The sequence below is a fragment of the Streptomyces sp. NRRL F-6492 genome (assembly GCF_001280125.1).
Lineage (GTDB): Bacteria > Actinomycetota > Actinomycetes > Streptomycetales > Streptomycetaceae > Streptomyces.
In genome coordinates this window covers 45,478-65,321 of the sequence record NZ_LGEG01000116.1, presented here as the reverse complement: position 1 = coordinate 65,321, position 19,844 = coordinate 45,478, and the positions used below count along the sequence as shown (strand labels likewise).

General features: G+C 74.0%; 19 protein-coding genes. 2 read left to right on the top strand and 17 right to left on the bottom strand.

Annotated elements, in window-relative coordinates; translation table 11 throughout:
• Nucleotides 1–9: 9 nt before the first annotated feature.
• The 13 genes from ADL08_RS11400 to ADL08_RS11340 form a co-directional block, all read right to left on the bottom strand.
• Nucleotides 10–1,770, bottom strand: a complete 1,761-nt coding sequence (locus ADL08_RS11400; RefSeq protein WP_053641977.1) for a glycoside hydrolase family 13 protein — start codon at nucleotides 1,768–1,770, stop codon at nucleotides 10–12.
• Between the two features lie 158 nt (nucleotides 1,771–1,928).
• Nucleotides 1,929–2,492 (bottom strand): hypothetical protein, encoded by a 564-nt coding sequence (locus tag ADL08_RS11395; protein WP_053641976.1) that lies wholly within the window; start codon nucleotides 2,490–2,492, stop codon nucleotides 1,929–1,931.
• Between the two features lie 177 nt (nucleotides 2,493–2,669).
• The gene (locus ADL08_RS11390) at nucleotides 2,670–3,728 is read right to left on the bottom strand and encodes a zinc finger Ran-binding domain-containing protein (protein ID WP_053641975.1); all 1,059 of its coding nucleotides are present in this window, start codon (nucleotides 3,726–3,728) and stop codon (nucleotides 2,670–2,672) included.
• 13 nt (nucleotides 3,729–3,741) lie between these two features.
• Nucleotides 3,742–4,323: a hypothetical protein gene (locus ADL08_RS11385; protein WP_053641974.1), complete on the bottom strand. Its 582-nt coding sequence runs from the start codon at nucleotides 4,321–4,323 to the stop codon at nucleotides 3,742–3,744.
• Complete coding sequence (locus ADL08_RS11380) at nucleotides 4,320–5,030, bottom strand: vWA domain-containing protein (RefSeq protein ID WP_053641973.1); 711 nt, start codon at nucleotides 5,028–5,030, stop codon at nucleotides 4,320–4,322. Before ADL08_RS11380 ends, ADL08_RS11385 begins: the two co-directional genes overlap by 4 nt.
• Before the next feature lie 15 nt (nucleotides 5,031–5,045).
• Nucleotides 5,046–6,248 carry a protein kinase domain-containing protein gene (locus ADL08_RS11375; protein WP_053641972.1) on the bottom strand — a complete coding sequence of 401 codons (1,203 nt, stop codon included), beginning with the start codon at nucleotides 6,246–6,248 and terminating at the stop codon, nucleotides 5,046–5,048.
• On the bottom strand, nucleotides 6,245–7,384 hold the full coding sequence (locus ADL08_RS11370) for a serine/threonine protein phosphatase (protein ID WP_234352100.1): 1,140 nt from the start codon (nucleotides 7,382–7,384) through the stop codon (nucleotides 6,245–6,247). The genes ADL08_RS11375 and ADL08_RS11370 overlap by 4 nt, the downstream gene beginning before the upstream one ends.
• A gap of 101 nt (nucleotides 7,385–7,485) precedes the next feature.
• Nucleotides 7,486–8,772, bottom strand: a complete 1,287-nt coding sequence (locus ADL08_RS11365; RefSeq protein WP_053641971.1) for a hypothetical protein — start codon at nucleotides 8,770–8,772, stop codon at nucleotides 7,486–7,488.
• A 110-nt stretch (nucleotides 8,773–8,882) separates the two neighbouring features.
• Nucleotides 8,883–11,147, bottom strand: a complete 2,265-nt coding sequence (locus ADL08_RS11360) for a hypothetical protein (RefSeq protein WP_053641970.1) — start codon at nucleotides 11,145–11,147, stop codon at nucleotides 8,883–8,885.
• A gap of 141 nt (nucleotides 11,148–11,288) precedes the next feature.
• Nucleotides 11,289–11,687 (bottom strand): hypothetical protein, encoded by a 399-nt coding sequence (locus ADL08_RS11355; protein WP_053641969.1) that lies wholly within the window; start codon nucleotides 11,685–11,687, stop codon nucleotides 11,289–11,291.
• Between the two features lie 161 nt (nucleotides 11,688–11,848).
• Nucleotides 11,849–12,634: an SDR family NAD(P)-dependent oxidoreductase gene (locus ADL08_RS11350; RefSeq protein ID WP_053641968.1), complete on the bottom strand. Its 786-nt coding sequence runs from the start codon at nucleotides 12,632–12,634 to the stop codon at nucleotides 11,849–11,851.
• An 11-nt stretch (nucleotides 12,635–12,645) separates the two neighbouring features.
• Nucleotides 12,646–12,885, bottom strand: a complete 240-nt coding sequence (locus ADL08_RS11345; protein WP_053641967.1) for a DUF397 domain-containing protein — start codon at nucleotides 12,883–12,885, stop codon at nucleotides 12,646–12,648.
• Nucleotides 12,882–13,727 carry a helix-turn-helix domain-containing protein gene (locus tag ADL08_RS11340; RefSeq protein WP_078968114.1) on the bottom strand — a complete coding sequence of 282 codons (846 nt, stop codon included), beginning with the start codon at nucleotides 13,725–13,727 and terminating at the stop codon, nucleotides 12,882–12,884. Before ADL08_RS11340 ends, ADL08_RS11345 begins: the two co-directional genes overlap by 4 nt.
• A gap of 150 nt (nucleotides 13,728–13,877) precedes the next feature.
• Between ADL08_RS11340 and ADL08_RS11335 the strand changes: the two genes are divergently transcribed.
• Nucleotides 13,878–14,345: an ATP-binding protein gene (locus tag ADL08_RS11335; protein WP_053641965.1), complete on the top strand. Its 468-nt coding sequence runs from the start codon at nucleotides 13,878–13,880 to the stop codon at nucleotides 14,343–14,345.
• Here ADL08_RS11335 and fusA read toward each other — a convergent pair.
• From fusA to ADL08_RS11315, 4 genes are all read right to left on the bottom strand, one after another.
• The gene (gene fusA, locus ADL08_RS11330; RefSeq protein WP_053641964.1) at nucleotides 14,305–16,311 is read right to left on the bottom strand and encodes an elongation factor G; all 2,007 of its coding nucleotides are present in this window, start codon (nucleotides 16,309–16,311) and stop codon (nucleotides 14,305–14,307) included. The genes ADL08_RS11335 and fusA overlap by 41 nt on opposite strands.
• 421 nt (nucleotides 16,312–16,732) lie before the next feature.
• On the bottom strand, nucleotides 16,733–17,074 hold the full coding sequence (locus tag ADL08_RS11325) for a VOC family protein (RefSeq protein WP_053642027.1): 342 nt from the start codon (nucleotides 17,072–17,074) through the stop codon (nucleotides 16,733–16,735).
• Between the two features lie 36 nt (nucleotides 17,075–17,110).
• The gene (locus ADL08_RS11320; protein ID WP_078968107.1) at nucleotides 17,111–18,490 is read right to left on the bottom strand and encodes a PQQ-binding-like beta-propeller repeat protein; all 1,380 of its coding nucleotides are present in this window, start codon (nucleotides 18,488–18,490) and stop codon (nucleotides 17,111–17,113) included.
• Nucleotides 18,491–18,642: 152 nt separating this feature from the next.
• Complete coding sequence (locus tag ADL08_RS11315; protein WP_053641962.1) at nucleotides 18,643–19,083, bottom strand: VOC family protein; 441 nt, start codon at nucleotides 19,081–19,083, stop codon at nucleotides 18,643–18,645.
• A gap of 59 nt (nucleotides 19,084–19,142) precedes the next feature.
• Between ADL08_RS11315 and ADL08_RS11310 the strand changes: the two genes are divergently transcribed.
• On the top strand, nucleotides 19,143–19,787 hold the full coding sequence (locus tag ADL08_RS11310; protein ID WP_053641961.1) for a nucleoside/nucleotide kinase family protein: 645 nt from the start codon (nucleotides 19,143–19,145) through the stop codon (nucleotides 19,785–19,787).
• Nucleotides 19,788–19,844: the final 57 nt, after the last annotated feature.

The following is a 19,844-nucleotide window of genomic DNA, read 5'->3' as shown; positions in this document are numbered from 1 at the left end:
GGGCCGCGCCTACCCGGGCAGGCGCGGATCATCGGCGCCGCGGCCCGCACCGGTCGCGCCGCCTGTGCCCCGTACGACCCGTCGGTGCACCCTCGCCTCCCAGGGCGCGAGGACCGTGCGTCCGTCCCGCGGCGGGGCGGACGGCCCGTTGCCCAGGACGAGTTCGGCGTCCTCCCAGCCGCCGGGGAGGTCCACGGCCACGGTGTCGCCCGTGAAGTTGCCGACCACGAGCAGCGTCGTTCCCCCGTGGCGGCGGGTGAAGGCGTACACGCGCTCGTCCTCGGGCAGCAGCATGGTGAAGTCGCCGTGCACGACGGCCGGTTCGCCGTGGCGCAGGGCGATCAGCCGCCGGTAGTGGTGGTAGACGGAATCCGGATCCGCGTACGCGGCGGCCGCGTTGACCTCGGTGTGGTCCGGATTGACGGGCAGCCAGGGCGTGCCCGTGGTGAAGCCGGCCTGCGGGGAGGCGTCCCACTGCATGGGCGTGCGGGCGTTGTCCCGGCCCATCGCGCGCAGTCCGGGCAGCACCTCCTCGGGCTTCGCCCCCGCGCGCAGCGCCTGCGCGTAGTGGTTCAGGGACTCGATGTCCCGGAAGTCCTCGATGGTGCGCAGGGGCGCGTTGGCCATGCCCAGCTCCTCCCCCTGGTAGACGTAGGGAGTGCCCCGGTGCAGGTGCAGCACCGTGGCGAGCATCGTCGCGGACCGGGTGCGGTGGCGGGGGCCGTCGTCGCCGAACCGGGAGACGACGCGGGGCTGGTCGTGGTTGTTCCAGTACAGGCTGTTCCACCCGACGTCCGCGAGGCCGGTCTGCCAGCGGCCCAGGGACGCCTTCAGGTCGGTCAGCCGCAGCGGTCGCGGGTCGAACTTGTGGGCGCCGTGGTCGAGTCCGACGTGCTCGAACTGGAACACCATGTCGAGTTCGGCGCGGCGCGGGTCGGTGAACAGCCGGGCCTGCTCGACGGTCACGCCGGGCATCTCCCCGACGGTCAGCAGCCGGCCGGGGTACCGGGCCATCACCTCCCGGTGCATCTCCCGGAGGTACTCGTGGATGCGCGGGCCGCAGACGTAGGAGGGCGACCCGTCGCCGTACGGGCCGTCGCCGCGCAGTTCCCCGTCGGGCAGCGCCGGGTCCTTGGAGACGAGGTTGACGACGTCCATCCGGAAGCCGTCCACGCCCCGCTCCAGCCACCACCGCATCATCGCGTGCACGGCCCCGCGCACCTCGGGGTTCTCCCAGTTGAGGTCGGGCTGCTTCGGCGAGAACAGATGGAGGTAGTACGCGTCGCTCGCGGGGTCGCGCGTCCAGGCCGGGCCCGAGAAGAACGAGCCCCAGTTGTTGGGCTCGCCGCCGTCGCGCGGCGGGCGCCACCAGTACCAGTCGCGCTTGGGGCTCCCGGGGTCGCGCGACTCCTGGAACCAGGGGTGCTCGTCGGAGGTGTGGTTGACGACCAGGTCCATGATCAGTTTCATGCCGCGCTCGTGCACCGCCGCCAGCAGGCGGTCGAAGGCCGCCAGGTCGCCGAAGACGGGGTCGACGTCCTGGTAGTCGCTGATGTCGTAGCCGTTGTCGTCCTGCGGCGACGGATAGACGGGCGAGAGCCACACCACGTCCACGCCGAGGTCCGCGAGGTGGTCCAGACGGCCGGTGACGCCGTCCAGGTCGCCGATGCCGTCGCCGTCGGAGTCGGCGAAGCTGCGGGGGTAGATCTGGTAGACGACCGCGGACTTCCACCACGCGTCGGTCTGCTCTGTCACGCTGCCGGGCGTCATCGACGGTCTCCTCCGGGGATCGGGGGCACGGGCCGTAGGTTCCCTTTCCCGCATACGGCGTCCGAACCGGCCTGCCCCGGTGTCCGCCCCGCCGAGGGCCGCCCCGGCCCGGTCCCCGCCCCGCCGGGGGCCGCCCCGGCCCCCCGGTCTCCGCCCCGCTACGGGCGCTCCCCGGGTGCCGCGCCCGCCCCGCCCTGCGCGCAGTGCGGGCAGCGCTCGCGGCCGTCCCACGCGGACCAGCCGAAGTCGGACGGGGCGAGCGCGGGGCCCTCCAGCTCGGCGCGGACGGCCTCGCGGTAGGCCCACACGGCGTCCAGATAGGGGTGGTAGACCTCGTGGAACGCGGAGGTCGAGACGCCGGCGCCCGCGGCTACCGCCCTCCGGAGGGCGCGGAGCCGCTCGAACATGGTCTGGCCCGTGCCCGCGATCCGGGCGCTGGCGTCGAGGAAGAGCCGCTCGCGCACCTCGTAGACCCGGGCGTCCGTCAGCGCCGAGCGGCTCGCCTCCTCCAGGCCGCCCGCCCCGGCGCCGTCCTGCGCGAGCCGGCGCAGCTCGGTGTGGGCCGCGCCCGCCGCCGCGATGAACTCCGTGTAGACGTCCCGGCGGCGCTCCTGGAGGCCCCGGCGGTGTTCCTGACGGGTGCGCAGCCGGTCGGCGAGGACCGTACCCGCGATCGCGATCAGACCACCGCCCAGCGTGGCGGCCAGCGTTCCCCACTCCATGCCGCGTCCCCCCGTCGGCGATCCGGAAGGGCGCCCCCGCGCCGTCCCGTGCTGCTCCGTCCCTTTCCGCAGATCATGCCCGACGGGCGGGGCCCGCCGCGCGGGGCCGGGGCGTGCGAGGTCCCGGGACGGGGGCAGCCCCCGACGACCGCCCGTTCCGGCGGGCCGGAGAGGGGCTCAGCTCGGAGAGGGTTCCGGGGTGAGCACCTCCCGGCCGATCCGGGAGCCCGACTTGTAGATGCTGACGGTGTCGCCGCTGATGACGTAGCGGTACGGGCGGTTGTTCGCCTCGTAGCCGTCGTCCGTCTTCTTCGCGGGCATCGCGATGCCCGTCTCGCGCCCGTCCCTGAACTCGCCGTAGTAGTAGATCTTTCCGGTCTTCGTGCGGCAGAGGGTGATCCGGTGCTCGTCCGTGCGGAACGCGTCGACCAGCGTGGCGCCCCCGCCGCCCGGCAGCGCGGACGCGATCCGGGACGGGCACGCGGCGCCGGTCCCGCCCGGCTTCGCCGACGGCTTCGCGTCGTCCGGACCGGCGGAGTCCAGGGCTCCGGTGACGAGGCTCTGCACGCCCCCCAGCAGCATGAGCCCGACCACCACGCCGAGGCAGCCGAACAGGCAGCCCCGTGACTTCTTCGCCGGCTTCGGGTACGGCCCCGGGGGGCGGGCGGGCGGGGCGTACCCGGGAGGAGTGCGACCGGGCGGGATGTACGGAGGCGGTGTCGTCGTGCGCGGCGGCGCCGGGGTGTATCCGGTGCCGCCCGTCGGCGGGTAGAAGACGCCCGTCGGCCGACCGCCCGCCCCGCCGCCGGTGCCGGTCCGCGGCGTGGCCGTCTTCCGGGGGGCCGCCTTCTTCGCGGGCCCCGGCCCCGACGCCGTCCCGGACGACGCCGCCTTCGGCGGTGCGGCCTTCGCGGTGGCCGTCTTCTTCGCGGCGTCGGGCTTGGGCCTCGCCGGTCCGGTCGTCGTCTTCTTCGGCGCCGGGCCGCCGCTCGTCTTCCAGCTCTTGCCGCAGCCGACGCAGCTGAGGTTCCGCGCGCCGTTGGTGGCCCGGCACACGGTGCACTGCCAGTCGCCGGTCGGACGCGCGGGTGACGGGCGTTTGGCCGCGGGACGCGACGGGGCGGCGGGCCGCGGCATCGGAGCCCGTCGGGTCGACCCGCAGATGACGCAGGCCGTGGCCTCCGGTCCGTTGTTGATGTCGCAGTCCGCGCACTTCCAGTTGGCCGAGCCCGCCACCTCTGCCGCCCTCCTAGCGGTCGCTGTTGGCCGGGCGTGTCATCACGTCCCGGAAGAGTTCTTCCGATCTCGGTCCGGCGGGGCTGACGATCCAGCCGGGCGCGTCGGGAACCCGCGCCAGTTCGGCTTCGCCCGTGACCGCCCCGGCTCCCGCCTCTCCCTCGGACCCCGGCTCCGGTTCCGGCTCCGTGCCCGTGCCCGCGTCCGTGGTCGTGGCCGGTGCCTCCTCGGTTCCGAACGGGATCCCGGGTCCGGCTTCCGCCGCGGGTTCGGGTCCCGCTCCGGCCCCGTCCTCCGTCCCGGCCCGGTCCGGCACCGAGTACTCCCTCCAGAGCAGGTCCACGAAGCGCTGGGCCGGATCCACCATGCCGGGCGGCACGTCGACGCGGACCACGACGGACTCGGCCCCCGCCGCGGTGCCGGGGAACCGGAACCGGAAGACGAGCCGGTGGCGCCCGCCCGCCTCTCCCGGAGGGTGGATCAGGGCCGAGACGCAGTTCGTCGCCCCGGCCTCCAGGTACCCGCCGCCGGCCCAGCTGAAGACCAGCCCCTCACTTCCCAGGAAGAGGCGGAAGCCGTCCCACTCCAGACTCACAGGCTGTTCGCGATCGTCTCGATGATCTCGTCCATCTCGAACTCCTCCAGCCCCTCGCCCGCCTTGGAGGCGAAGTGGAGGGTGAGGTCCCACTCCTCGGCGATCGGGTCGGACCAGGGGGCCTCCTCCGGAGCGAAGAGCACGAGCCGCTTGGCGGACTGCTCCATCACCGAGGTCTGGCTGCGGGCGTAGCCCCACTGCTCGAAGAGGTCGTCCATGCTGCGGGGGATGTGCGCCGGGTACGTGGACGCGTCCGCCCCGACCGTCCCGAGGGCGTGCGCGGGCGCGTCCGTGAACATCACGATGACGTGGCGCCTGCGGTCGAGCCCGGTCTCCCAGGGGGAGTTGATCGCGAGCGCCAGCGCCTCCAGACCGGACTCCGGGATGTCACCGCCGCCACCCGCGTCGATCCCGCTGACGAACCGCTCGAACTCCTCGGCCTGCGCGGGGAGGTGGAGGAAGTCGGTCTCCTCGATGGCGTCCGAGGGGTCGTCGCCGAAGTCGCGGAAGGCGATGACCTTCAGCCGCAGCTGGCTGATGGACTTGCCCTTCTTGGCCATCACGTCGTCGAGCCGCTGGTGGAACTGGAGGGCGCTCGACTTCACCGTGTCGAGGACGGGGTGCATGCTGCCGGTGGCGTCGATGCACAGGGCGATGTCGACGGCGTACTGCAGATTGCCCTGGTACTGCCCGCGGGCGTCGTTCATGGGTGTTTCTCCTTGTCAGGGGGTACGGCGGTCGCCGCGGCGACCGCCGAGGTTGATGCGGACGCGGGACGTGCCCGGTGCCGGTCCGGGCGCCGGTGCCGGTTCCCCGGAGGCCGGGGCCGCCGGGGAGGGCGGCGCGGGCGCGGGGCCGGCCGGGGTGGCCGCGGGGCGCGCGTCGGTCTCCCCGCGGCGTCCGAAGGTGGACCGGATGCGGCTCGTGCGGCGTTCCTCGGGCTTCTCCGAGGAGACGGGAGGAGGGGCGGACGGGGAGGGCGGCGCGGACGCGGCCGGCTTGGCGCCCGGGGCCGTCGTGCCCGGCCTGCGGTGCTGGAGCGCGCACATCCCGGGATCGACGAGCGCCTCCAGGAAGTCGGAGACCGTCGGACGGGCGCGCGGGTCGGCGGAGGTCATCCGGCGCAGCAGGCCGAGCAGTTCGTCGGAGAGGCGGGTGTCGAGCCGGAGCTCCTCCCCGGCGTTCACGGCGTCCGCCGGAGAGCCGAACCGCGCGTCGTAAGAGGGCAGTTCACCCGTCACGTACAGATGGGTCATGAGCCCGAGCGCGAAGACGTCGACGGCGCAGGTGAGGTCCTCCGGACCGGCCGCCCCGTCCCCCCGGAGGTAGCGCCGCCACTCCGGGGCGCCGTACACGGAGTCGCCCGAGATGTCCTCGGGGTTCGGGGGGTTCCCGGAGTCGTAGGAGTCGTCGAAGTCGATCAGCTTCGCCGAGTGGAAGGCGGCGTCCTCGCGCTTCTGGATCAGCACGTTCAGCGGCTTGAGGTCCCCGTGCACGGTGCCGGTGTCGTGGAGCTGTTTGAGGCTCGACCCGAGCGTCTTGAGCAGGACCGTCTTCTGGCGCGGTTCGAGGCTCTGGGGCCGGTCCAGGCTGGAGGTGTCGATCCGCTCCGTGACCTTGTAGTAGGTGCTGCCCTCGTGGAAGAAGTCGGTGGCGAGGACGAGGCTGCCGCCGCCGAGTGCGTCCGGGCGCAGCCGCTTCATGATCCTGCGGTGCCGCTGCTCGAACTCCCGGGCGACCTCGCGGCGGATGCGCACGCTCTTCGAGTCGGCGGCGTCGTCGCGCGGGCGCTTGGGTTCGAGGAACCGCTTGATGAAGTACTGTCCCCCGTCCTTCTCCGCGAAGGCCCAGATGCACTTGCCGCCGTTGGCGTTGGTGGGATCGGTGACGATGCGGTAGCCCGCGATCGTGTCGCCCTTCTTCATCGGTACTCCTCGGCCGCGGGCGGCAGGTAGGTCTCGTATCCGGCCCGGTAGGTCTGCCAGCTCTGGTCCTGCCAGGCACGGACGCGGGCGTGGGTCTCGCGTTCGCCCTCCGGGCCTCCCGGCCCCTCGCCCCCGGGGCGGGGGGCGCGGTCGAGGATCCTCGGACGGCCCCGCGCGTACCGGTCGGCGAGGTCGGCGAAGCGCGGCTCGTAGAGGCTCCGTACGTGCGCGAAGTCCTGGTGGCCGAGGGCCAGCAGGGCGAGCGAGGCGTCGTCCCCGGTGTACTCCTGCACCCTGCGGCGCAGCAGATCGGCCCACTCGTACTCGTTGCCGGCCTCGCGCAGGGTGCTCAGGAGCAGGTACTCGAAGTCCGCGGGGGTGTGCACGTAGCCGAAGTAGCCGTCCGTGGCCGCCACCAGGACGCAGGGCAGGGCGAACGAGGCGATGTGCTGGCTGTCGACCGTGAACTCCCGGTCCGCGCAGACCACGTTGGTCATGGGCGGGTCGGTGCGGAGCAGTTCGAGGGCGTCGCTCTCCCTGGTGTGGTCCCGGGTGAGGACGTGCAGTCCGCTCGTGGGGGAGAGCACGTACGCACGGGAGTCGCCGGCCCACAGCGGGCGCAGTTCGACCGTGTCGTTCTCCTCGCGGAAGCGGTAGTGCACGCCCGCGAGGGTGGTGGGCAGCCGGCGGCGCATGGTGCCGCCGATCTTGCTGCGCCGCTGGGGCGACTTGGCCAGGAACCAGGTCAGGTACTCGTGCAGGCTCTCCGGAGTGGCGTCCTCGCCCCCCAGGGCCACCTCGTGGAACCAGCAGTCGGTGGCCAGGCGCGCGACCCGGGCCCCGACCCAGGCCCCGGTGTGCCAGACGCCGTCCGGCCCCTGCCAGGTGGGGGTGGCGCCCGCGCCGCCCGAGCCGTCGAACACGGCGATCATGCCCTGGTGGGTCCCCAGGTGGTGGACGACGAACGGCTCGGCGTCCTCGCCCAGGCCGGACACCTGCTCGGTCCACACCGAGAGCGCCTGGAGGCCCACGAGCTTCTTCGGCGGCGTCCAGACCGCCTGGCGCGGCAGCGTCCGGCCCGCCGGTCCCTTCGAAGCCGCGGGGCCCGGCCCGATGGCCGGCCCGCTCTCCGGCACGGGCGCGGGGGGCGGTCCCGGGGGCGCCGGCGGAGGCGGCCGGTGACCGGGGGGATGCGGGGGCGGGGCGGAGTGCCTCGCCCTGTGTTCCTGGTCTGTCATCAGCGCTCCCTGTCGGGTCCGGGTCGGTGGGTGTCCCGCTTGGTGGTGCCCCGCACCCTGCTCACCCGGGGCCCCGGCCGGTCCGCGGACGGTGTACCGGACGGCCCGTCGGGCCTCGTGGAAGCGGCTCCCGGCTCCGCCGGCCCCGGCCCGGGACGCGTGCCCGTACCGGCGTCCGGCAGGGGCTCGTCCTCGGGCGGCCCGGAACGTCCGGCGGCGCGCGGAGCCGGTCCGCGACGCCCGCCGTCGTGCTCGTCGCGCCCGCCGTCACGTCCCGGCCGGCGCTCGGAGCCGTACGCCCCGGGCCCCCGCCCGCCGGAACGGGGCCGGTCCGTGCCCCCGGAGGTCTCGCCGCGCAGCGGTTCGCGCAGCGGTTCGTCGTCCGGCGCCGGACCGAGGGCCGGGGGAGGGTCCGTGGCGCGGGCGAGCGAGCCGCGCAGGCGCCCGCGCCGGGCCGCGCCGTCGAAGAGCCCGTCGCCCCCGCGCAGGACCTCCTCCAGGACGGCGCGCTCCAGCTCGGCCTGCTCGAAGGGCTCGCGGTCCGCGTCGCCGCGTTCCAGGACCAGGCGCATGATCTCGCGCCGGACCGCGTTCTTCTCGGCCTCGTTCTTCTCGATCCAGGTGAGCGCGGCCCGGGGCCCCTCCTTCTCCATGATCTCGGCGATCAGGCCGTCGACGCCCTCCTCGCGGATCATGGCGAGGTGGCGCTCGCGCCGCATGCCGGAGAGCCGGGTCTCCCGTACGACGTCGCGGAACTCGCGCCCGCTGCCGACGATCTCGTCCTCGTCGACGAGGAGTTCCACCTGGATGTTCCGCAGACGGATCGCGTCGTCGCCGGTGAACCCGGCCACCGTCGTGTTCAGCGCCCGTTCCGCCCCGTGGAACTCGGCGATGTCGTAGTCCCGGGCCACTTCGCGCAGCGTCTTGCGCAGGTAGCCGAAGAGCGCCCCGCTCATGTCCCGGATCCCGCGCGCCACGACCTGGGCCGGGTCGGCGACCCGGCACACCAGGTCGACCCGGCTGCGGAAGGAGAACGTGGGGTCGCGGCTGAGCAGCGGTATGTCGAGGACGAGCCGGTGTTCGGTCATGTCGACGGTGAACACCCCGGTGTACGCGCCGAAGCGCGGGGACGGGATCTCCTCCCCGCTCCGGACGGTGAGGGACGGGCCGCCGTCCCGGACCAGGACGAGCGCGCGGCCCGGCTCGGGCGGCCGCACCGGTCTGGTCAGCCGCCACCTGGGAAGCGTCTCGCTGGACAGCACCGGGTCGTAGGTCTGTTGTTCCACGGGCTCCTCCTCCTTTCTCGGATGCCTCGAATGCCTCGGACACCTCGGTCGTTCCCGAGGTCCGGATCCCTCCGGCGTCCCGGTCGCGTACGGGGCCGTACGGACGCGGATCAGGTCGTACGGGTCGTACGGGTCGTACGGGTGGTCAGGTGCCGGTGCAGCCGGGCCGCGTTGCGGGACGGCCGTTCGCGGTCGTGCGCCCACTTGTCCAGCCACCACACCAGCCGCTCGTGGTGCGAGCCCGGCCTGCGGGCGACGTCCCGGAGCAGGCCGCCGAGGGCGTCGAGCGTGCCGGGACCGCCCCGGTCGGCGTACACGTCGATCCAGTCGCGCAGCGCGAGGAGGGCGGTGTCCTGCATCGGGCGGCGGGCGAGGGACCGCGCCCACAGCTCCCCGACGGCCTCGCGGTGCGCGGGCAGCCCGCTGAGCAGCAGCGGCACCCCCGGGACGCCGTCCGCCGGGCCGCCGGCCGTCTTCTCGTACGGCCGGGAGGCCGCGAAGAGGAAGGCGGAGAGGGACTTCACGACCATGGGGGAGAGGTCCTGCGGCTCGGACCACTTCAGGTAGGCGTCGAGGAGCGGACCGGCCTGCCCCTGGTGGAGGAGGTGGACGCCGCCCCAGGCCACGGAGGGCAGGGTGCCCCAGTCGTCGTCCCGGTCCAGGGCGTCGCGCAGCACGGCCACGGCCCGCTCGGGGGCCGCGCGCCCGAGGAGCCCGCCCGCCGTGTTCGCGGCGGTCCCCGCCAGGCGACGCTGCCGCACGGAGCTTCCGCCGCGCGCCCAGCCGTGCAGCACCTCCCACACGGCCTCGGCCGAGTCGGCGCGGCTGCCCGCCACGCCGAGCGCGGTCGCGGCGGCCTGGCGCAGCGGCCAGGACTCCCCGGCGGCCCAGGTGGTGAGGAAGCGGTGCACCGCGTAGTGGTGGTCGACCCAGACGAGGACCCCGGCGGCGACGGCGGCCCGGGCGCGCACCTCCAGGTCGCCGTGGTCGAGGAGCCGGCGCAGCCAGGCGAGCAGCGGCTCGCGCCAGCCGTCGAGGCCGGTCCAGGCGTAGACGAGGACGACCTGCCCGAGCATCGCGTTGCGGAAGCGGACCCGGGGCTGCCCGAGGCCGTCGGCGTCGAGCCGGATCCACTGCTGTTCGTCGCCGAGCCGGTCCCTGAACCGTACGTCGGGCGGGGCGGGTTCGGGCGTCGTGAGGGAGGCCCGGAGCTTGACGGCGGCCTCGGCGACGGTGAGGTACCCGCTGTCCTCCAGGACGGCGGCGGCGAGCGCGAACGCCACCGTCTCCGGGTTCCGGTGCCGGTCGAACCAGGTCCGCACCTGCTCGCTGGGGTCGCGCAGCGCGGCCGCGGCGGCCGCCACGTCCCGGCCCGCGGCGATGTCGGCGGCCAGCCGGGCCGCGTGCCGGGCGGCGGGCATCTCCCGCAGGGCGGCGACGACCCCGCCGGCGGTGAGCCGGGCACGGAGTTCGGCGCGGTCCTCCCGGCTGCCGCCGTGGCCGAGCACCCGCCGTTCGAGGACGGTCAGGGGATCGACGGGCGTCAGGGCGTGCGCGGCGACCGTCTCGCCGCCGTCGCCCCGCACGGCGACGGCGAGGTCCTGGCCGCCGGTGAGGACGAGGTGGCAGCCCCGGTCGCGCAGGGCGGCGACGACGGCGTGCAGCAGCCGGGGGAGCGTCTCGAAGCCCCGCGCCCCGGTGGGCCCGTCCTCGACGAAGGCCAGGTAGCCGCTGTTCCCGACGGGCGGTTCCCAGCCGGGCGTGAGGACCGCGGCGGGGTCGAGGAGCCGGTGGCAGATCCCGCCGCCCTCGGCGCCGCCCATCGCCAGGGCCTCGGCGAGCAGATTGACCCCGGTGGCCTCGCGCCCGCTGCCGGAGGGCCCGGTCAGGACGAGGAGGTGCCGTTCACGGAGCAGGCCGAGCGCGGAGCCGTACCCGTCGGGCGGCACGAACAGCTCGGTGTGGTCAGTCAGTTCGGCGGCGGTGAGCGGCAGCACGGAGCCGCCGCCCCCACGGGAGGGACGGCCGGATCCACCGCTGTGGAATCCGCCGCCGAAGCTGACGGTGTCGTTGAAGAGCGCGAGCGTGCCGATCCGGGTGCCGGACGCGTCGGCGTTGAGGCGCTGCGCGATGAGGTCGGCGATGGCGCCGGCCTTCAGCGCCTCGGACCGCTCGGCGTCCTCGGCCGCGGTGCCCTCCTGGAGGGAACGCAGCGCGTCGGACTCGCTGACGGGTCCGTCCTGCTCCACCCCGGCCGGCCGCTCGCCCTCCGGCGCGCCCTTCGGGGCGTCGGAGGGGGCGGGCGGGGCGGTGGCTGGATCAGGGCGTCCGCTCGTGCCGCCGGACGGCGGCTCCGTGGTGGCTTCCTCGCTCATGGCACACGGTCTTCCGGGGTGGGGCGACGAAGGGCGGCGCGACGGCGGCCCTCCTCCGTACAAGGCGGCAAAGGGGCGGGGGACGGGTCACGAACGGACCCCGCCCGGAGGGGAAGGGGTCATCGACGCGAAGGGGCGCCGTTACGAGACGTTCCAGTCGCCCTTGATCTCGACCTTCTCGTTGAAGACCTGGGCGTTCTTGATCAGGGCCGCGCTGACCTGCGGACCCCCGCGGCCACCGGCCGCGACGGCCTCGTCGACCAGCTGCCGGACGTCGCTCTCGAACTGCCGGTCCCGCAGCATGTGCGCCGCGAGCATCCGCTCCAGGTCCTGCTGCCGGTTCTCGTCGTCCGGCGCGTCGGCCACGCGCTCCAGCGCGGTCTCGGCGTCCGCGTCCCCGCGGAACCGCTCCCTGATACGGGCGACGAGCCGGGCCCCGCCGGTCCAGCCGCTGCGTCCGGCCTCCTGCCCGGTGGCCTCCAGGGCGCCCTTGACCACGAGCGCGACGCCCGCGGCCGCGATGGCCGTCAGTGGATCCATGTGCTCCCCCGATTGTTCTCCGCACACAAGTGAAGCCATTCAAGTGGTCACAGCGCGTGATGCCAGCGGTTCGGCGAACAATGACCGAAAACCATCAGCCCGTTGCGACGGCCCGTGTCCTGTGGCTTGTTCCGTACGGTGACGGATCCGGGGGAGCGGTGTCAGTGGACGGACAGGCCGCCGTCCACGAAGAGGGAGTGGCCCGTGACGTACGCGGAGGCGGCGCTCGCCAGGAAGACGGCCGCGCCCGCGAAGTCCTCCGCGAGCCCGTTGCGCCCGGTCATCGTGCGGGCGGCGAGCGCGGCGACCTTCTCGGGGTCGGACGAGAGCCGCTCGTTGAGCGGGGTCATCACGAAACCGGGCACCAGCGTGTTGGCCGTGACCCCGTACGGGGACCACGCCTCCGCCTGCGAACGGGCCAGCGACTCCAGACCGCCCTTGGACACCCCGTACGCCCCGCTCTGCACGAACGCGCGGTGCGCCTGCTGCGAGGTCACGTGGATGATCCGCCCGAAGCCGCGCTCGGCCATCCCCGGCCCGAACCGCTGACCGAGCAGGAAGGGCGCCTCCAGGTTCACGGTCATCGTCGTGTCCCAGACGTCCTCGCCCAGCTCGCCCAGCGGGGGCCGCAGGTTGACGCCGGCCGAGTTCACCAGGATGTCCGGCTCGCCGAACACGGCCGCCGCCTCCTCGGCCCCGGTCCTGATCCCCTCCCGGGTGCTCAGGTCCGCGCTCACCCAGGCCGCCCGGCAGCCCTCGGCCGTCAGCTCGTCCACGGTCGCGACGAGTTCGGCCTCCTTGCGGGCGAGCACCACGACCTTCGCCCCGGCGCGGGCCAGCGCCCCGGCGACGGCCCGGCCGATACCGGAACTGCCTCCCGTGACGAGGGCGGTGCGCCCGTCGAGCGAGAAGAGGCCGGAGAGGTAGTCGGCCGGGTTCGTGCTCATGGTGACGCCCTTCAGCTCAGCCGGGTCAGGAACGCGGTCCAGGCGGCGGGGGAGAGGGCGAGCTGCGGACCCGTGACGTTCTTGGAGTCGCGGACGTGGACGGTGGAGGGGCAGGAGGCGACCTCGACGCAGTCGTCACCGCTGCCGCCGCTGTAGCTGGACTTGTGCCAGGACAGGGCGACTTCTACGCAGTCATCGCCGCTGCCGCTGCTGTAGCTGCTCTTGAACCAGGCCAGGTCAGTGGTGCTCATAGTGCTCCTCGGATCTCCTGCAACAGGCTCACGGAGTCCTCTGCGGAGAGAGCCTGTGCCCGCATCCTGGCATACCGCTTCTGGAGGATGCTGACCACTTTGGTGTCCGAGATGAGCTGGCCGCTTTCCTGGCCCTCGCAGTAGGCGTACCACTTATTCTCCGGGGTCTCCAGGAGCCGCATGGGCCCGTCGAGGCCCGCGTGGTGTCCGCGCGTCTGCGGCATGATCTGGATGTCAATGTTGCGCCGGGCGCAGATGTCGAGGATGTGGCCGATCTGCTCCTGCATGGCCTCCGGGCCGCCCGTCTGACGGCGGAGTACGTGCTCCTCGACGATGAAGCTGTAGATGGTGTGGGGGCGGTCGGTGAGCAGCTTCTTCCGTTCGACGCGAGCGGCGAGCTTTGCCTCGATCTCGTCGTCGCCCAGCGCGGGGAGCTGCCTTTCGAAGAGTGTCTTCGCGTACGCGGGCGTCTGGAGCAGCCCCGGCACCAGCCGGTTCTCGTACGTGTAGAGCGTCACCGCCTTGAGTTCCAGCTTCGCCCACTGGCGGAACCACTTCGCGAGGCCCGGCTTGCGCGTCAGGTGTTTCGCCGTGCCCCGGATCACCCCGAACGCGTCGAGCACCTGCTCCGACTGCTCCACGAAGTCGTCGGACGGGAAGCGCCGGCCCTGCTCGATGGAGGCCACCGTCGGCACGGAGTACCCGACGCGCGGCGCGAAGGCCTCCTGCGTCAGCCTGGCCCGCTTGCGGAAGGCCTTGACCACCTCCCCGAAGGCCTTCAGGCTGTCCGTCGCCTCCGGTTCGCTCCCGCTCTGTCCCTCGTCCGGCACCGCGTCCGTCACTCCGGCCACCTCCCGCACCCGTGCGCTCGTCTGAACGGCTCCATCGTCACGGATGGTGATCGGTACGGTCCAGAGTGTGAACCCGTACGCTGTCGCAGCGTACGGGTTTCTGAGCTGGCAACCCGCCCCGCACGACGCCACATTGGCCCCATGACCTCCCCCGTGACCCGCGAAGGGCCCGTCACCGTACGTGTGTTCGCGCAGCGCTTCAGCTCCACCCCGCGCGGTGCCCGGCTCGCCCGCCGGCTCGCCGTGCTCCAGCTCCACCGCTGGGACGTGCCGTACGACTCCGAGACCTCCGAGACGGCCGCGCTGCTCGTCTCCGAACTCGCGGCCAACGCCGTCACGCACGGCAGGGTGCCCGGGCGCGACTGCGAGCTGACGCTCTCGTACACGCCCGGGCTGCTGCTCCGGATCGACGTCTCCGACACCCGGGACGAGCGGCGCCCGGTACCCGCCGCGCCGGGGCCCCTCGACGAGGGCGGGCGCGGCCTGCTCCTCGTGGAGGCGCTGGCCGCGCGGTGGGCCGTGCTCGACCGCGTACCGGTCGGGAAGACCGTACGGGCCGAGCTCGACCTCAGCCCCGGGCCGGCTCGTACCCGGCCGGGCGGGTGGTGAAGGTGCCCCGGCCCTGGGTGCGGCCCCGCAGGCGGGACGCGTAGCCGAACAGTTCGGCCAGCGGCACCGTCGCCGCCACCACCGCCGTACCGCCCCGGGTCGTCTGGTCGGTGACCCGGCCCCGGCGGGCCGCGAGGTCGCCGAGGACGGCGCCGACGGACTCGGCGGGGACGGTGACGGTCACGTCGGCCACCGGCTCCAGGAGGGTCATCGCGCTCGCGCGGAGCGCCTCGCGCAGCGCGAAGCGGCCCGCCGTGCGGAACGCCATCTCCGAGGAGTCCTTCGGATGCGTGGCGCCGTCCGTCAGCGTGACCCGGACGCCCGTCACCGGATGGCCGCCGAGGGGACCCTCCAGGAGGGCGTCCCGGCAGCCGGCCTCGACCGCGCGGACGTACTCCTGCGGCACGCGACCGCCCGTGACGGTGGAGCGGAACGCGAACTCCTCGTCCCCCTCCAGGGGTTCGACGTCGAGGACGACGTGGGCGAACTGGCCCGCGCCGCCGTCCTGTTTGACGTGGCGGTACAGCAGGCCGGTGACGCCCTTCGCCACCGTCTCCCGGTACGCCACCTGCGGGCGCCCGACCGCGACCTCCAGGCCCCGGTCGCGGCGCAGCTTCTCCACCGCGACCTCCAGGTGCAGTTCGCCCAGGCCGGACAGGACGGTCTGGCCCGTCTCCGGGTCGGACCGCACGACGAGCGAGGGGTCCTCCTCCGACAGGCGGGCGAGGGCCGTCGCCAGGCGTCCGGTGTCCGTGGCGCGGCGTGCCTCGACGGCCACCGAGACCACCGGCTCTGCGGTCGTCGGCGGTTCGAGGACCACCGGCGCGGCCGGGTCGCACAGCGTGGCCCCGGCGCGGACGGACTTCGGCCCGACGACGGCGACGATGTCACCGGCGCGCGCCGAACCGACCTCCGTCGCCCGGTCCGCCTGCACGCGCAGGATGCGGGCGATCCGCTCGGTGCGTCCGCCGACGGTGTCCAGCACGGTGTCCCCCTTCCCGATCGTGCCCGCGTAGACGCGGACGTACGTCATGCGGCCGGTGGCCGTGGCGTTCACCTTGAAGGCGAGCGCGGTGAACGGCGCCTCCGGGTCCGCCGGGACCTCGCCGCGCACGGGCGGCATGTCCGACGGGGCCGGGAGGTACGCGACGACGGCGTCCAGCAGGGGCTCGATCCCCCGGTTGCGGTAGGCCGAGCCGCACAGCACGACCACGGCCTCCCCGGCGAGGGTGAGGTCGCGCAGCGCACCCCGCAGCGCCCCCTCGGCCAGCTCCTCGCGGGCGAGGAACTCCTCGAAGGCGCCCGGGTGCAGCTCCGCCACGGCCTCCTCCAGGCGGCGCCGACGGTGCCGGGCCTCGTCGAGGAGGTCGTCGGGGACGGGCAGCTCGGCGTACGTGTCGGCGCCGTCGGCCCACACGTACGCCCGCATCCGGAGCAGGTCCACGACGCCGGTGAAGCCGTCCTCGCGCCCCACGGGGAGCTGCACGGGGAGCGGGACCGTGCCGAGCCGGTCGCGGATGGACTCCACGGCGGCGTCGAGGTCCGCGCCCGCCCGGTCCAGCTTGTTGACGAAGGCCAGGCGCGGGACGCCGTGCCGGTCGGCCTGCCGCCACACCGTCTCGCTCTGCGGCTCGACGCCCGCGACGGCGTCGAAGACGGCGACGGCGCCGTCGAGGACGCGCAGCGAGCGCTCGACCTCGTCGGAGAAGTCGACGTGGCCGGGCGTGTCGATCAGGTTGATCCGGTGGCCGGCCCAGTCACAGCTGACGGCCGCCGCGAAGATCGTGATGCCCCGGTCGCGCTCCTGCGGGTCGAAGTCGGTGACGGTGGTGCCGTCGTGGACCTCGCCCCGCTTGTGGACGGCGCCGGTCAGGTACAGGACCCGCTCGGTGACGGTGGTCTTCCCGGCGTCGACGTGGGCCAGGATGCCGAGGTTGCGGACGGCGGTGATCTCGGGGGTGCGCACGGTCTCGTGCCTTTCGCTGCTGCGGTGGTGGAACGGGCAGCGCGATTCCCGGACGACGGACGCCTATCGGGTTCGGGAGGCGTACGGGGTCGTCACGGGCGGCGATGGCGGGCGCGCAGCCGCCACCGCTCGGCCGAGGAGGCGAGGATCACGTCGTACCGGGCACGGGAGGAGGACACGGCGACGGCGGTGTGGCTGCGCACGGTCTTCTCCCCTCGGACGGACGTCTGACGGCGTCACCGAACGGCGCGCCGGGATGTGAGTGTAGGGACCCGAACGCGCCGTGCGACAGCGGTTTTACGCGGGCCGGGCCCCGGTCCCGTGGCCGGGACCACGGGAGCGGTCGAGTTCCGCCGCCGGTCGTCGGGGGCACCGGGCCCGGACGTGCCGGGGGGGGAAGGGCTACGGCCGCGTCACGCGGTCACGGGCCGACGTACTCGTAGACGCCGCCGTGGGGGTGCCGCAGCACCGCGCGACGGCCGTTCGGGGTGGGCTGAACGGGCATCACGACTTCGGCTCCTTCCGCCTCCGCCCCTTCGACGGCGGCGTCCAGGTCGGCGACGGCGAGGGTCGCCGCCACGCCCGCGACGCGCCGCACCGCCTCATCGGGCCCGGCGAACAGGAGGAACGGCCCGACGCTCGCCAGGTCGACCCCGGCGAAGCCGAATCGCGACGCGGTGCTTCCGGTCAACTCCTCGTAGAACGGCACAGCCGCGTCCAGATCCTCGACACGCTGACGCACGACCACTGAATCGATAGCCATGGCCGACATCATCACATCCTCGTACGCGCCTGCGAATCACCAGCGTTCGTACACGACGAACGGCCGGCCCGGCCCTTTGGTGTCGTAGCGGGACACGATCAGCAGGCCGTCGCGGTCGAAGAGGCCGCCCAGCCAGCCGGCCTCGTGGTCGACGTCGACGGAGAAGGTGCGGTCGTCCAGCTCCTCGCCGGTGGCACCGTCCAGGACGTACAGCCTTTCGGTGAAACTGCCCCGGTCCTGCTGCAGGAAGGTGACCTTGCCGTCGTGGACGGAGAGCGCCACGGTGTCACCCCGGCCGGAGTCCGCCTGCCAGGCGAGGCGTCCGGTCGCGAGGTCGACGGCGACGACCCGGGAGCTGGTGGAGGACTTGCGGAACTCGGCCACCGCGTAGAGCCGTTCGCCGTCGACGGCGACCTTGGAGGGCTTGTCGGCGACGATCTTCCCGTGCTCGCCGGAGCTCTCGATCCGGGACGTGCGCCGACCGTCCGCGCCGAAGGCGAAGAAGGCGTCGACGCCGGTCCCGCCGTAATACGCGGGACGCACGGACACCACCAGCGGGTCGACGGACAGGAGCGCCGTCCGGACCGAGGACGGGGCGACCGGGCGGCGCGCGTCCAGCGGCTCGTTGTGGAGCAGCGCGCCGGTCGCCGGGTCGAGGACGGCGGCCGTCAGCTCCGTACGGCCCCCCTTCCCGCAGCCGAGGACCGCGACGACCCTGCGCTTCGCGGCCCCGACGTCGAACGGCAGGCAGTCCTCCGGAACGGTGGCCGTCCAACGGCGCTCGCCGGTCCGCAGGTCGACGGCGCGGATCGCCCTCCGGCCGTCGGCGACCGCCTCGCCGTTCTCGTCCGTCCACGTGTCGAGGACGACGGCGAGTCCGCCGCCCGCGGCCACCGCGCCGCTCACGGGACCGCCGGCGGAGGCCTTGGCGGAGGCCTTGCGGGAGCCGCTCCACAGCTCCTTTCCGGTCCTCAGGTCGAGCGCGGTGACGTCGGCGCAGCCCTCGGACCGGGTGGCGGTGACGTTCTCCCCGTGGACCAGGAGCAGCACCGAGTCGTCGGGGGCGGACGTGGAGCAGATCTCGGACCGGCCCGGCGGCACGTACTCCCAGTGCCGCTTCCCGGTCCGCAGGCCGTAGCCGGTGACCGCGTCGAAGCGACTGCGCACCAGGACGTCGCCGACCGGCCAGCTGCCGTTGCCGTGCTCGACGGCCGCCGGGTCGGCCGGCGTCTCCCAGACGGTGTCCATCGAGTCGCCGGGCATGTGCCCGGTGATCATCAGGATGCCGGAGACGAGGCCGCCGACCAGCGCGAGCACGGCCACGACCACGACCGCCAGGCAGCCGGGCCGCCGGGCCCGGCCGGGTCGGGCGACCGGCCCCCGCACGCTTCCCGCCCGCACATCCGTCGTTCCCATCCCCGGCCCCCTCGTCTTCCCCGGTCGCCCGGGCCCCGTGGAGCCCCCCTGGCTCCGACGGCGGTCAGGGTAGACGATCAACGCGTTCCGGCGTCACGTGCGTTCGTACGCCGGTTCCGGGGTGACGAGTGGAGCCGTCGGAGACGCGGTCCCTAGGCGGGGCTCGGTACGGGGTCGGGCGCGTCCGCCGGCTGGAGGAGGTCCCAGCGGTTGCCGTACAGGTCCTCGAAGACGGCGACGGAGCCGTACGGCTCGTGACGCGGCTCCTCCAGGAACGTCACGCCCGCCGCCGTCATCCGGGCGTGGTCGCGGGCGAAGTCCTCGGTGTGGAGGAAGAAGCCGACCCGGCCGCCGGTCTGGTTGCCGACCGAGGCCCGCTCGGCCTCGTTCTTGGCGCGGGCGAGGAGCAGCCCCGCGTTCCCGAGGCCGCCGACCCCGACCCCGGCCGCGCCGCGCGGCCGGACGACGACCCAGCGGCTGCCGCCGCCCCGGTCGGTGTCCTCGACGAGGTCGAACCCGAGGGCGTCGGTGTAGAAGGCGATGGCCTCGTCGTAGTCACGGACGACGAGGGTGACGAGTGCGATGGACGGCATGGAACCAAAAGTAGTACGTATCGGTCTACCCGCGTCAACCGGCACGCCCACCGTGAAGAATGCCCGACATGGACACGCAACAATTCGAGGGCCTCGCGGCCCGCGCGAGGGCCCTCGCGGAGACGGGGGAGCGCCGGATCCTGGGCCTCGCGGGGCCGCCCGGCGCCGGGAAGTCCACGCTCGCCGCCCGGCTCGTCGACCGCCTCGACGGGCTCGCCGTCCTCGTCCCCATGGACGGCTTCCACCTCGCGCGGGCCGAGCTGGAGCGCCTGGGCAGGGCGGACCGGAAGGGCGCCCCGGACACCTTCGACGCCGCCGGGTACACCGCGCTCCTCACCCGGCTCCGCGCCCCCGAGCCCGGCACCACCGTCTACGCCCCCGCCTTCGACCGCTCCCTGGAGGAGCCGGTCGCGGGAGCGGTCCCCGTGGACCCCGCCGTCCCGCTCGTCGTCACCGAGGGCAACTACCTCCTGCACGACGAGGGCGCCTGGGCCGGCGTCCTGCCCCTCCTGGACGAGGCCTGGTACCTCGACCTGCCCGACCGCCACCGCGTCCCCCGCCTGATCGAGCGCCACGTCCGCTTCGGCAAGGACCGGGCCCGCGCCGAACACTGGGTCCGCACCTCCGACGAGCCCAACGCCCGCCTGATCGCCCGGGGGCGGGACCGCGCCCACCTCGTCGTCGGGGACGAGCTCCAGGACTGACCCCACCCGAGGGGCGGGCCTCCCGAGGAGCGGGCCTCCCGGGGGCGGAAAGTGTTA

What these genes read in the sequence shown, in the direction of transcription:
- ADL08_RS11310 (WP_053641961.1), top strand. Translation starts at nt 19,143, where the DNA reads ATGCCCGACATGGACACGCAACAATTCGAGGGCCTCGCGGCCCGCGCG.
- ADL08_RS11345 (WP_053641967.1), bottom strand. Translation starts at nt 12,885, where the DNA reads ATGAGCACCACTGACCTGGCCTGGTTCAAGAGCAGCTACAGCAGCGGC.
- ADL08_RS11360 (WP_053641970.1), bottom strand. Translation starts at nt 11,147, where the DNA reads ATGAGCGAGGAAGCCACCACGGAGCCGCCGTCCGGCGGCACGAGCGGA.
- ADL08_RS11395 (WP_053641976.1), bottom strand. Translation starts at nt 2,492, where the DNA reads ATGGAGTGGGGAACGCTGGCCGCCACGCTGGGCGGTGGTCTGATCGCG.
- ADL08_RS11380 (WP_053641973.1), bottom strand. Translation starts at nt 5,030, where the DNA reads ATGAACGACGCCCGCGGGCAGTACCAGGGCAATCTGCAGTACGCCGTC.
- ADL08_RS11350 (WP_053641968.1), bottom strand. Translation starts at nt 12,634, where the DNA reads ATGAGCACGAACCCGGCCGACTACCTCTCCGGCCTCTTCTCGCTCGAC.
- ADL08_RS11375 (WP_053641972.1), bottom strand. Translation starts at nt 6,248, where the DNA reads ATGAAGAAGGGCGACACGATCGCGGGCTACCGCATCGTCACCGATCCC.
- ADL08_RS11320 (WP_078968107.1), bottom strand. Translation starts at nt 18,490, where the DNA reads ATGGGAACGACGGATGTGCGGGCGGGAAGCGTGCGGGGGCCGGTCGCC.
- ADL08_RS11355 (WP_053641969.1), bottom strand. Translation starts at nt 11,687, where the DNA reads ATGGATCCACTGACGGCCATCGCGGCCGCGGGCGTCGCGCTCGTGGTC.
- ADL08_RS11315 (WP_053641962.1), bottom strand. Translation starts at nt 19,083, where the DNA reads ATGCCGTCCATCGCACTCGTCACCCTCGTCGTCCGTGACTACGACGAG.
- ADL08_RS11400 (WP_053641977.1), bottom strand. Translation starts at nt 1,770, where the DNA reads ATGACGCCCGGCAGCGTGACAGAGCAGACCGACGCGTGGTGGAAGTCC.
- ADL08_RS11335 (WP_053641965.1), top strand. Translation starts at nt 13,878, where the DNA reads ATGACCTCCCCCGTGACCCGCGAAGGGCCCGTCACCGTACGTGTGTTC.
- ADL08_RS11325 (WP_053642027.1), bottom strand. Translation starts at nt 17,074, where the DNA reads ATGGCTATCGATTCAGTGGTCGTGCGTCAGCGTGTCGAGGATCTGGAC.